The organism is Bacillus sp. FSL L8-0199 (assembly GCF_038005705.1).
GTDB lineage: Bacteria > Bacillota > Bacilli > Bacillales > Bacillaceae_G > Bacillus_A > Bacillus_A cereus.
On record NZ_JBBOTS010000001.1, the window covers coordinates 4,824,334 to 4,835,000 of the forward strand.

Consider the following 10,667-nt stretch of genomic DNA (forward strand, 5'->3'; position numbering starts at 1 on the left):
CTTTTCTATTTCCCTTCAGCAATTAATACTACATCGTCAACATTCTTTTCTGGACGAATGATTGTTCCATCTTCGATAACCATTTCTGATCCAACAATCGCTCTTTCAATCACAACATTTTTACCAATCTTAGCCCCTGGCATAACGACAGAATCAATCACCATACTTCCTTCTTCCACCGTCACTCCTTGGAATAACACAGAATGCTTCACGTCCCCTTCAATGACGCACCCTTCGTTAATAAGCGATTCTTCTACTTTCGCCTTTTCAGCAATATATTGAGGCGGTTCGTTTGGATTGACAGAGTAAATACGCCAATTACGATCATTTAAATTCAGTGATGTTTCATCGCGAAGCAAATCCATATTCGCTTCCCATAAGCTCTTCACCGTTCCAACATCTTTCCAATATCCTTCAAACGGATACGCCATTAGCTTCTTCCCTTCATCCAATAAAAGCGGAAGTACGTCTTTTCCGAAATCGTTACTAGATTCAGGGTTTCTTGCATCCATCTCTAAATACTCTTTCAAAATTGACCAATTAAAAATATAGATTCCCATTGATGCAAGATTACTTCTTGGAAATTGCGGTTTCTCTTCAAACTCAACAATCTCCATTTCTTCATTTGTGTTCATAATGCCAAAGCGACTTGCTTCATCCCAAGGTACTTCAATAACAGAAATGGATACGTCCGATTCTTTCTCAATATGGTAATCTAGCATCTTACTGTAATCCATTTTATAAATATGGTCGCCTGATAAAATGAGAACATACTCCGGTTCATACTGACTTAAATAGTTTAAGTTTTGATAAATGGCACTTGCCGTACCTGTATACCACTTAACCCCTGAAGACTCCGCATAAGGAGGTAACACTGTGACCCCACCGTTTACTCGGTCTAAATCCCACGCATTTCCGATTCCGATATAATTATGAAGTTCGAGTGGTTGATATTGCGTTAAAATCCCAACCGTTTCAATACCAGAATTCGCACAGTTACTTAGCGTAAAATCAATAATGCGATATTTACCACCAAATGGAACAGCTGGCTTGGCTAAATTCTTTGTTAATGCACTTAAACGACTACCTTTTCCCCCTGCTAGTAACATTGCTACGCACTTTTGTTTTTGAGCCATCTTGTTTTTTGCTCCCCTTTCTCGTCTTCACTGGTCGTAATATGGATACGCCAAATGGTGGAATTGTAATTTCTACATGTGCTGCTTGATTATGAAACGGTTCTTGAATCGCCTTCAGACGTTTCTTATTTACTTGCCCTGACCCGCCATATTGCTCAGCATCACTATTTAAAATCTCGTTATAATACTCGAAATCTGGTACACCTACTTTATAGTTTTCATATGTAGCTTTCGTAAAATTACATACGATAACTAATGCATCTTCTTGTTTATCCCCTTGGCGGATAAACGAGAAAATACTTTGCTCGTTATTATTAGCATCAATCCACTGAAAACCTTCAGGCGAATGATCAAGCTGCCAAAGTGGTTTTGAGCGCTTATACAATGCTATGAGCTCTTTAAAGTAATCATGCATATAACGATGCATTTCAAAATCATGTAAATTCCAATCTAAATCTTCAAGGTCTTTCCACTCATCAAACTGCCCGAATTCTCCTCCCATGAAAAGTAATTTCTTTCCTGGGTGAGTAAAGAAATATCCATATAACAAACGAAGCTGAGCAAACTTATCCCAGTAATCACCTGGCATTTTATTTAATAACGACTTTTTCCCATGAACGACTTCATCATGAGAAAGGGGTAATATGAAGTTTTCAGAGTAAGCATATAGTAAAGAGAACGTCATTTTCTCATGAATATATTTTCTGTACTCTGGCGCACACTCCATATATTTCAGCACGTCATTCATCCAGCCCATATTCCATTTGTAATTGAATCCAAGCCCACCTTCATACGTTGGTGCTGTTACAAGTGGCCAAGCTGTTGAATCCTCTGCCGTCATAAGAAAATCTTCATCCTCTGCAAACACTGCTTCATTTAACTCCCGTAAAAATGACACAGCGTACTCATTACTTTGCTCTTGTCCTTCTTTATTCCAGTACAACATGTTCGCAACTGCATCTACTCTGAAACCATCAATATGGAAATATCTCATCCAAAATAACGCATTTGAAATTAAGAAATTACGTACCTCTCTCTTTCCTAAATCAAAATTGACAGTTCCCCATACTAGATTTTCTTGTACATCTTTATCTTTATATTCATAGGTCGGTGTGCCATCAAACAAATATAAACCGTGAGCATCTTTACAAAAATGCCCCGGTACCCAATCTAAAATGACACCGATTCCATATTTATGACATTCGTCGACAAAATACATTAAATCATGCGGTGTACCAAATCTACTCGTCGCTGCATAATATCCCGTTCCTTGATATCCCCAAGAACGATCATATGGATGCTCAACAAGCGGCATAATTTCAATATGTGTAAATTGATGTTCCACCACATACGGAATGAGTTCTTCTGCCATTTCCCTGTAAGAATATAGTGTTCCATCTTCTTTCTTTTTCCAAGAACCAAAATGTAATTCATAAACTGTCATCGCTTCTTTATAAATCGGTTTTTTCTTTTTCTTACGATTCCAGTTTTTATCATTCCATTCATATCCTTTTATATCAAAAACTACAGATGCCGTATTCGGTCTTACTTCTGCATATATAGCATACGGATCTGCCTTTAAAATGACGTCACCAGCCAACGTTTCAATCGCATATTTATATATTTCTCCTTCTTCAATATGCGGTATAAATAAGGACCAAATGCCTTCTTCTGTCACTTGTAGCATCTTATGTTGCTCATAATCCCACTCATTAAAATCTCCAACAACACTCATTGCTTTCGCATGAGGAGCCCAGACTGTAAATCGTACCCCTTGAATCTCATCTTCCGTCACAACATGTGCGCCAAAGATGTTATAACTTTCATAGTACTTTTCTGTATGAAACTCATCTCGTTTCACTTCTTCACAATTTATTACACTCAATATGCTCACCTCACTTAGATGACAGAATTTTTTATACTTTAACTATTTCTGCGAAAAACTGCAATATCCTTGTTAATTTATAAAAAACATTCGTTTTTTTCTTAAAAATGTTAGTTTTTCTTCACATTTCCGTGTAAAATATCGAATTTTGACGAATATTCATTGAAAACGCTTTATTATTCTTCTATATTTTTACCAATTATTTTTTCTCAACCTTTATTTTATTATGTTTATCCTATTTTTCATGCTATTTTCCACTCAAAATCAAAACAAAATAATCTGTCATAAAAAAATGTTTCTCAATATTTTTTGTCACAATGTTATTGAAATGCGAAATTTAATCCTGCTTTTGAAAAGCTACTTTCCGAAAAAGGAGTAACCGCAAAAGTAAATGAACCGAAATTAGAGGCAGGTTCTGTTACAGTTGGCGGCGCTATCGATGACAAAAACTTTGCTGGATTAGATGGTGATTTCCCGTTCATTGATGTAACTTTCAAAGTAGAAAATGATGAATTTTATGAAGCAAACGCTCAATTAGAGTCACCAATTTTTGTTTACTGGAAACAAGGTGAATCAGAACCAAATAGAATGCGTGTACTTCAAGATCAAACATTCTCAGTTATGTCCTTAAACTCACTAGTAGAAGGAAATATTAAACCTGGTGCGTTCTTAAATGAACGCGAATATTTAGATGAAAAGTTCGATTATACAAAGCTTGGCATAAAAGTATATGCGACTGATTCTTACCGTCATAAGTTTGAAGGCTCACTAGATAAATACGGATACTTCAAACTAAATGGACTTCCAGTTAATAAACGCGACTATAACTTATATGTAGAGGTGCCAGGACATTTAACAAGCCGCATAACAACGAAACTTGGTACTGAAAAAGACGGTAAGCTGCTTGGCCAATATTATTATGCAAGACCTGACGAAAACCTTGCCGGCGATGTAAATGCTGATAAAGTAATCGATATTAAAGATGCTGAAATTATCGCTAGCAACTATGGTAAAAAAGGACTAACTGTAAAAGACGGAGACCTTAATAAAGATGGTATTGTCGACGAAAAAGATATTCGCTTCGTTGAAAGGAACTTCTTGAAAAAAGGTCCAGATGCATCTAAATCACAAACACCTGTAGAAAAATCCAAAAGCGGTACACTGGCAGATATTTTAAAGAAATTAGGATTAACACCTAAAAAATAATAAAATGAAACTTTAATCAGTGGGTTTTTACTGCCCGGCAAATAGCGGAATAATAAAGAGCACTCTACGTAAAATAGAGTGCTCTTTTCTATAAACGACCCTTATCCAGCAAAAGGGGTATATTGGGGATATACAAGGGAAACCGGAAAAGGAATTTATATTAAATTATATAAGTTCAGAGGTAAGAAGCAGTTTCCCACCTCTGAATTATTTAGCAATTATTATAGTACTGGTGCCATTGTTTCTTTTAATACTTTTACAGAATGAGCGAATTTCGCTTTTTCCTCTTCATTTAGCTCAAGTTCTACGATTTCACGTACACCTTCGCGGTTAATTACAGCTGGAACACCTACGTAAGCATCTTTCTCGCCGTATTGACCTTCAAGGTATGCAGATACAGTTAATACGCTGTTCTCGTTGTTTAAGATTGCTTTAGTTACACGAAGTAGTGACATACCGATTCCGTAGTAAGTTGCACCTTTACGCTCGATGATATGGTAAGCTGCATCACGTACGTTTTCGAAGATTTTGTCTAAGTCTTCTTGTTTGTACTGTTCGTTGTTAGCTAAGATTGTTTCTAATTTTTGTACACCGATAGTAGCGTGGCTCCATACTGGAAGTTCAGTGTCACCGTGTTCACCAACGATGTAAGCATGAACGTTACGTGGATCTACATCTAAGTAGTCACCTAACATGTAACGGAAACGAGCAGAGTCTAAAGTAGTACCAGAACCAATTACGCGCTCTTTTGGTAGACCAGATTCTTTCCAAGTTACGTAAGTTAAAATATCAACTGGGTTAGTTGCGATTAAGAAGATTCCATCGAATCCGCTATCCATAATGCCGCGAACGATTTGTTTAAAGATCTTTGTATTTTTCTCAACTAAGTCTAAACGAGTTTCACCTGGCTTTTGTGGTAATCCAGCAGTGATAACTACTAAATCTGCATCTTTACAATCTGCATAGCTACCGCTCCAAACTTTTGTTGGTGATGGAGAGAATGGTACCGCATGGCTTAAGTCCATTGCTTCCCCTTCTGCTTTTGCTTCATTAACATCTACTAATACGAATTCTTCAGCTACACCTTGGTTGATCATTGAGTAAGCGTAACTACAACCTACAGCTCCTGTTCCTACTAATACTACACGATTGATACCTTTTTTCATGGTAATTTCCCCTCTCTATTGTTCACATATATTTTTTTATGATTGTTTAAGTAATTAATTAAAATACTAATTTAATGTTGTTTAACTTCTTTACATTCATATTGTAGCACGTATTATTGTGAATTACTTCACAAATTATGACCTATTTGTGAACTTTTTCACATAGAGTGTAAAGTTATTGGAACAGGTGTGGAATCCATTTCAATGGAGGCGTTTTCTTTAGATTGTGAAAGGGTTTTTCTTGTGTTTTTCATCGGTAAGTGAAATTATATCGGCGATTTTTAGAATATATCGACCGTAACTCCAAATATATCAGCGATTATTAAAATTTATCGATCGTAACTCAAATTATATCAGCGATTTTTGCAATATATCGACTTACCGACAAAACTCGACAATACTGACAACATAAAAAAGCTGTCTTCAGTAGATCACACCTGTTGAGAGAAAGCAGCTTCTTCTATATATTATTTATTTTCATCGGTTTCTCCAAGTGTAGGAGGCTATAGCCATACAGCTGGGGTAAAAGTTCAACTTGAGGTATCATTTATTAGATAGATAGTTCCTTCATATTCATACAGGCCCAAATAAACAACATGATTGTATTTACGGCTCTATATACCCAACTGCAACAGCCCATACTTCATATTTCTTCTATTGCATAAAAGATGCAGACTATCCAAAGTCCACCTTTATACAACAAAAAAGAGATAGCAGATTATGCTATCTCTTTTAGTATGACCCGTACGGGATTCGAACCCGTGTTACCGCCGTGAAAGGGCGGTGTCTTAACCACTTGACCAACGGGCCAATTCTGGCAGAGAAGAAGGGATTCGAACCCTCGCACCGCGTTCGCGATCTACTCCCTTAGCAGGGGAGCCCCTTGAGCCACTTGGGTACTTCTCTATAAATATGGCTCCGCAGGTAGGACTCGAACCTACGACCGATCGGTTAACAGCCGATAGCTCTACCACTGAGCTACTGCGGAACAATTATGGTGGGCCTAAATGGACTCGAACCATCGACCTCACGCTTATCAGGCGTGCGCTCTAACCAGCTGAGCTATAGGCCCATAATTGAAAAGCGGGTGAAGAGAATCGAACTCTCGACCAGAGCTTGGAAGGCTCTTGTTTTACCACTAAACTACACCCGCATTAAATTGTAAATGGTGAGCCATGAAGGACTCGAACCTTCGACCCTCTGATTAAAAGTCAGATGCTCTACCAACTGAGCTAATGGCTCATTTTGAAAGTGGTGCCGACTAGAGGACTTGAACCCCCAACCTACTGATTACAAGTCAGTTGCTCTACCAATTGAGCTAAGTCGGCTCGTGATTTCAAAATGGTGGCTCGGGACGGAATCGAACCGCCGACACGAGGATTTTCAGTCCTCTGCTCTACCGACTGAGCTACCGAGCCTTTATGTAAAAAATGGCGGTCCCGACCGGGGTCGAACCGGCGATCTCCTGCGTGACAGGCAGGCATGTTAACCACTACACCACGGGACCATTTGGTTGCGGGGACAGGATTTGAACCTGCGACCTTCGGGTTATGAGCCCGACGAGCTACCGTGCTGCTCCACCCCGCGATGATAAAATATTCACTTTAGAAAAAATGGAGGAGGTAGAGGGATTCGAACCCCCGCGCGACTCTCGCCGCCTGTCGGTTTTCAAGACCGATCCCTTCAGCCGAACTTGGGTATACCTCCGAGATATATACGTCTAATGGTGGACCTTGTAGGACTCGAACCTACGACCGGACGGTTATGAGCCGTCTGCTCTAACCAGCTGAGCTAAAGGTCCTTTATGGTAGCGGCGGAGGGGATCGAACCCCCGACCTCACGGGTATGAACCGTACGCTCTAGCCAGCTGAGCTACACCGCCATAAATGTTATTAATATAAGTGGAGCCTAGCGGGATCGAACCGCTGACCTCCTGCGTGCAAGGCAGGCGCTCTCCCAGCTGAGCTAAGGCCCCATGTTTTTTGGGAATATCGGGAAGACAGGATTTGAACCTGCGACCCCCTGGTCCCAAACCAGGTGCTCTACCAAGCTGAGCCACTTCCCGTTAATAAAAGCGCGCCCGAGAGGAGTCGAACCCCTAACCTCTTGATCCGTAGTCAAACGCTCTATCCAATTGAGCTACGGGCGCATATGGTGCCGAGGGCGGGGGTCGAACCCGCACGGTGGTCACCCACCGCAGGATTTTAAGTCCTGTGCGTCTGCCTGTTCCGCCACCCCGGCATGTCATATTGAAAATTGGAGCGGAAGACGGGATTCGAACCCGCGACCCCAACCTTGGCAAGGTTGTATTCTACCACTGAACTACTTCCGCAAGACATGTATGAGTTATTTAATTAAAAGTGCGGGTGAAGGGAGTCGAACCCCCACGCCAAAGGCGCCAGATCCTAAGTCTGGTGCGTCTGCCAATTCCGCCACACCCGCATATTAATTTATTTAAGAAAAATGGGGCGACTGATGGGAATCGAACCCACGAATGCCGGAGCCACAATCCGGTGCGTTAACCACTTCGCCACAACCGCCATGATTTCTGGTGCCGACTAGAGGACTTGAACCCCCAACCTACTGATTACAAGTCAGTTGCTCTACCAATTGAGCTAAGTCGGCTAAATGGTGGAGGATGACGGGATCGAACCGCCGACCCCCTGCTTGTAAGGCAGGTGCTCTCCCAGCTGAGCTAATCCTCCATTTGCCTGGCAACGTCCTACTCTCACAGGGACAAGGTCCCAACTACCATCGGCGCTAGAGAGCTTAACTTCCGTGTTCGGTATGGGAACGGGTGTGACCTCTCTGCCATCATTACCAGACTGTATTCATTTAAGACAAGAATTATTTTAACTCATTTACTTTTGAAAGTCAACAAGTTTTTTATATTCTTTCAAAACTAGATAACATCGCTTCATATTATATGGTTAAGTCCTCGATCTATTAGTATTCGTCAGCTCCACATGTCACCATGCTTCCACCTCGAACCTATCAACCTGATCATCTTTCAGGGATCTTACTAGCTTACGCTATGGGAAATCTCATCTTGAGGGGGGCTTCATGCTTAGATGCTTTCAGCACTTATCCCTTCCGCACATAGCTACCCAGCTATGCCCTTGGCAGAACAACTGGTACACCAGCGGTGCGTCCATCCCGGTCCTCTCGTACTAAGGACAGCTCCTCTCAAATTTCCTACGCCCACGACGGATAGGGACCGAACTGTCTCACGACGTTCTGAACCCAGCTCGCGTACCGCTTTAATGGGCGAACAGCCCAACCCTTGGGACCGACTACAGCCCCAGGATGCGATGAGCCGACATCGAGGTGCCAAACCTCCCCGTCGATGTGGACTCTTGGGGGAGATAAGCCTGTTATCCCCGGGGTAGCTTTTATCCGTTGAGCGATGGCCCTTCCATGCGGAACCACCGGATCACTAAGCCCGACTTTCGTCCCTGCTCGACTTGTAGGTCTCGCAGTCAAGCTCCCTTATGCCTTTGCACTCTACGAATGATTTCCAACCATTCTGAGGGAACCTTTGGGCGCCTCCGTTACACTTTAGGAGGCGACCGCCCCAGTCAAACTGCCCACCTGACACTGTCTCCCGGGTCGATAAGACCCGTAGGTTAGAATTTCAATACAGTCAGGGCGGTATCCCACCAGCGCCTCCACCGAAGCTAGCGCTCCGGTTTCAATGGCTCCCGCCTATCCTGTACAAACTGTACCAAAATTCAATATCAGGCTACAGTAAAGCTCCACGGGGTCTTTCCGTCCTGTCGCGGGTAACCTGCATCTTCACAGGTACTATAATTTCACCGAGTCTCTGGTTGAGACAGTGCCCAAATCGTTACACCTTTCGTGCGGGTCGGAACTTACCCGACAAGGAATTTCGCTACCTTAGGACCGTTATAGTTACGGCCGCCGTTTACTGGGGCTTCAGTTCAGAGCTTCGCTTACGCTAACCCCTCTCCTTAACCTTCCAGCACCGGGCAGGTGTCACCCCCTATACTTCGCCTTACGGCTTCGCAGAGAGCTGTGTTTTTGCTAAACAGTCGCTTGGGCCTATTCACTGCGGCTTTCCGTTAAGAAAGCACCCCTTCTCCCGAAGTTACGGGGTCATTTTGCCGAGTTCCTTAACCAGAGTTCTCTCGCACACCTTAGGATTCTCTCCTCGCCTACCTGTGTCGGTTTGCGGTACAGGCACCTTTTATCTCGCTAGAAGCTTTTCTTGGCAGCGGGGAATCAAAGACTTCGCTCCATAAGGAGCTTCCCCATCACAGCTCAGCCTTTACGATAAGCGGATTTGCCTACTTATCAGCCTAACTGCTTGGACGTGCACAACCAATCGCACGCTTCTTCTATCCTTCTGCGTCCCTCCATTGCTCAAACGATAAAGAGGTGGTACAGGAATATCAACCTGTTGTCCATCGCCTACGCCTGTCGGCCTCGGCTTAGGTCCTGACTAACCCTGAGCGGACGAGCCTTCCTCAGGAAACCTTAGGCATTCGGTGGACGGGATTCTCACCCGTCTTTCGCTACTCATACCGGCATTCTCACTTCTAAGCACTCCACCAGTCCTTACGGTCTGACTTCACTGTCCTTAGAACGCTCCCCTACCACTGATACCATTCGGTATCAATCCGCAGCTTCGGTGGTGTATTTAGCCCCGGTACATTTTCGGCGCAGAGTCACTCGACTAGTGAGCTATTACGCACTCTTTAAATGGTGGCTGCTTCTAAGCCAACATCCTAGTTGTCTAAGCAACTCCACATCCTTTTCCACTTAATACACACTTTGGGACCTTAGCTGGCGGTCTGGGCTGTTTCCCTTTTGACTACGGATCTTATCACTCGCAGTCTGACTCCTAAGGATAAGTCATTGGCATTCGGAGTTTGACTGAATTCGGTAATCCGATGAGGACCCCTAGTCCAATCAGTGCTCTACCTCCAAGACTCTTACACTTAAGGCTAGCCCTAAAGCTATTTCGGGGAGAACCAGCTATCTCCAGGTTCGATTGGAATTTCTCCGCTACCCACACCTCATCCCCGCACTTTTCAACGTGCGTGGGTTCGGGCCTCCATTCAGTGTTACCTGAACTTCACCCTGGACATGGGTAGATCACCTGGTTTCGGGTCTACGACCACGTACTAAACGCCCTATTCAGACTCGCTTTCGCTGCGGCTCCGCCTCTTCAGCTTAACCTCGCACGGGATCGTAACTCGCCGGTTCATTCTACAAAAGGCACGCCATCACCCGTTAACGGGCTCTGACTAT

At 43.0% G+C, this 10,667-nt stretch carries 3 protein-coding genes, 22 tRNA genes, 2 rRNA genes and 2 pseudogenes (1 of these 29 running past the window's edge); 2 read left to right on the plus strand and 27 right to left on the minus strand.

All coding sequences use genetic code 11. The annotated features are described in order from the left end of the window. Positions 1–5: 5 nt before the first annotated feature. A complete protein-coding gene (gene glgC / locus NST86_RS24925; RefSeq protein WP_000057604.1) occupies positions 6–1,136 on the minus strand; it encodes a glucose-1-phosphate adenylyltransferase in 1,131 nt (376 codons plus the stop codon). Continuing rightward, positions 1,084–3,021 (minus strand): 1,4-alpha-glucan branching protein GlgB, encoded by a 1,938-nt coding sequence (gene glgB, locus NST86_RS24930; protein ID WP_000111397.1) that lies wholly within the window; start codon positions 3,019–3,021, stop codon positions 1,084–1,086. Before glgB ends, glgC begins: the two co-directional genes overlap by 53 nt. 327 nt (positions 3,022–3,348) lie before the next feature. On the opposite strand from glgB, the pseudogene NST86_RS24935 reads away from it, so the two are divergent. Continuing rightward, positions 3,349–4,227, plus strand: a pseudogene (locus tag NST86_RS24935) (dockerin type I domain-containing protein); the annotation flags it as partial. A gap of 221 nt (positions 4,228–4,448) precedes the next feature. Here NST86_RS24935 and NST86_RS24940 read toward each other — a convergent pair. Next, complete coding sequence (locus tag NST86_RS24940; RefSeq protein ID WP_000715339.1) at positions 4,449–5,393, minus strand: L-lactate dehydrogenase; 945 nt, start codon at positions 5,391–5,393, stop codon at positions 4,449–4,451. Between the two features lie 471 nt (positions 5,394–5,864). Between NST86_RS24940 and NST86_RS24945 the strand changes: the two are divergent. Continuing rightward, a pseudogene (locus tag NST86_RS24945) lies at positions 5,865–6,031 on the plus strand (IS4 family transposase); the annotation flags it as partial. Positions 6,032–6,131: 100 nt separating this feature from the next. On the opposite strand, the gene NST86_RS24950 reads toward NST86_RS24945, so the two are convergent. From NST86_RS24950 to NST86_RS25065, 24 genes are all read right to left on the minus strand, one after another. Continuing rightward, positions 6,132–6,203: transfer RNA gene (locus NST86_RS24950), tRNA-Glu, on the minus strand. Positions 6,204–6,208: 5 nt separating this feature from the next. Next, positions 6,209–6,299, minus strand: a tRNA-Ser gene (locus NST86_RS24955). 7 nt (positions 6,300–6,306) lie between these two features. Next, positions 6,307–6,381: transfer RNA gene (locus tag NST86_RS24960), tRNA-Asn, on the minus strand. A gap of 7 nt (positions 6,382–6,388) precedes the next feature. After that, positions 6,389–6,465, minus strand: a tRNA-Ile gene (locus tag NST86_RS24965). A gap of 10 nt (positions 6,466–6,475) precedes the next feature. Next, positions 6,476–6,546, minus strand: a tRNA-Gly gene (locus NST86_RS24970). Between the two features lie 13 nt (positions 6,547–6,559). Next, positions 6,560–6,635 (minus strand) — tRNA-Lys (locus tag NST86_RS24975). 10 nt (positions 6,636–6,645) lie between these two features. Next, positions 6,646–6,721, minus strand: a tRNA-Thr gene (locus NST86_RS24980). 14 nt (positions 6,722–6,735) lie between these two features. Beyond that, a tRNA-Phe gene (locus tag NST86_RS24985) sits at positions 6,736–6,811 on the minus strand. A gap of 13 nt (positions 6,812–6,824) precedes the next feature. Further along, a tRNA-Asp gene (locus NST86_RS24990) sits at positions 6,825–6,900 on the minus strand. A 3-nt stretch (positions 6,901–6,903) separates the two neighbouring features. After that, positions 6,904–6,980, minus strand: a tRNA-Met gene (locus tag NST86_RS24995). A gap of 27 nt (positions 6,981–7,007) precedes the next feature. After that, positions 7,008–7,100 (minus strand) — tRNA-Ser (locus NST86_RS25000). A 17-nt stretch (positions 7,101–7,117) separates the two neighbouring features. Then, positions 7,118–7,194 (minus strand) — tRNA-Ile (locus NST86_RS25005). Between the two features lie 4 nt (positions 7,195–7,198). Then, positions 7,199–7,275, minus strand: a tRNA-Met gene (locus NST86_RS25010). A gap of 20 nt (positions 7,276–7,295) precedes the next feature. Then, positions 7,296–7,368, minus strand: a tRNA-Ala gene (locus tag NST86_RS25015). A gap of 16 nt (positions 7,369–7,384) precedes the next feature. Continuing rightward, positions 7,385–7,458 (minus strand) — tRNA-Pro (locus NST86_RS25020). A gap of 10 nt (positions 7,459–7,468) precedes the next feature. Then, positions 7,469–7,542, minus strand: a tRNA-Arg gene (locus NST86_RS25025). Positions 7,543–7,545: 3 nt separating this feature from the next. After that, positions 7,546–7,634: transfer RNA gene (locus NST86_RS25030), tRNA-Leu, on the minus strand. A 16-nt stretch (positions 7,635–7,650) separates the two neighbouring features. Then, positions 7,651–7,725 (minus strand) — tRNA-Gly (locus NST86_RS25035). A 29-nt stretch (positions 7,726–7,754) separates the two neighbouring features. After that, a tRNA-Leu gene (locus tag NST86_RS25040) sits at positions 7,755–7,835 on the minus strand. Between the two features lie 22 nt (positions 7,836–7,857). Next, positions 7,858–7,933: transfer RNA gene (locus NST86_RS25045), tRNA-His, on the minus strand. Positions 7,934–7,942: 9 nt separating this feature from the next. Then, positions 7,943–8,018 (minus strand) — tRNA-Thr (locus tag NST86_RS25050). A gap of 4 nt (positions 8,019–8,022) precedes the next feature. Further along, positions 8,023–8,098, minus strand: a tRNA-Val gene (locus tag NST86_RS25055). A 4-nt stretch (positions 8,099–8,102) separates the two neighbouring features. Continuing rightward, positions 8,103–8,218 (minus strand): 5S ribosomal RNA (rrf, locus tag NST86_RS25060). A gap of 101 nt (positions 8,219–8,319) precedes the next feature. Then, positions 8,320–10,667: ribosomal RNA gene (locus tag NST86_RS25065) — 23S ribosomal RNA — on the minus strand (it continues 575 nt past the right edge of the window).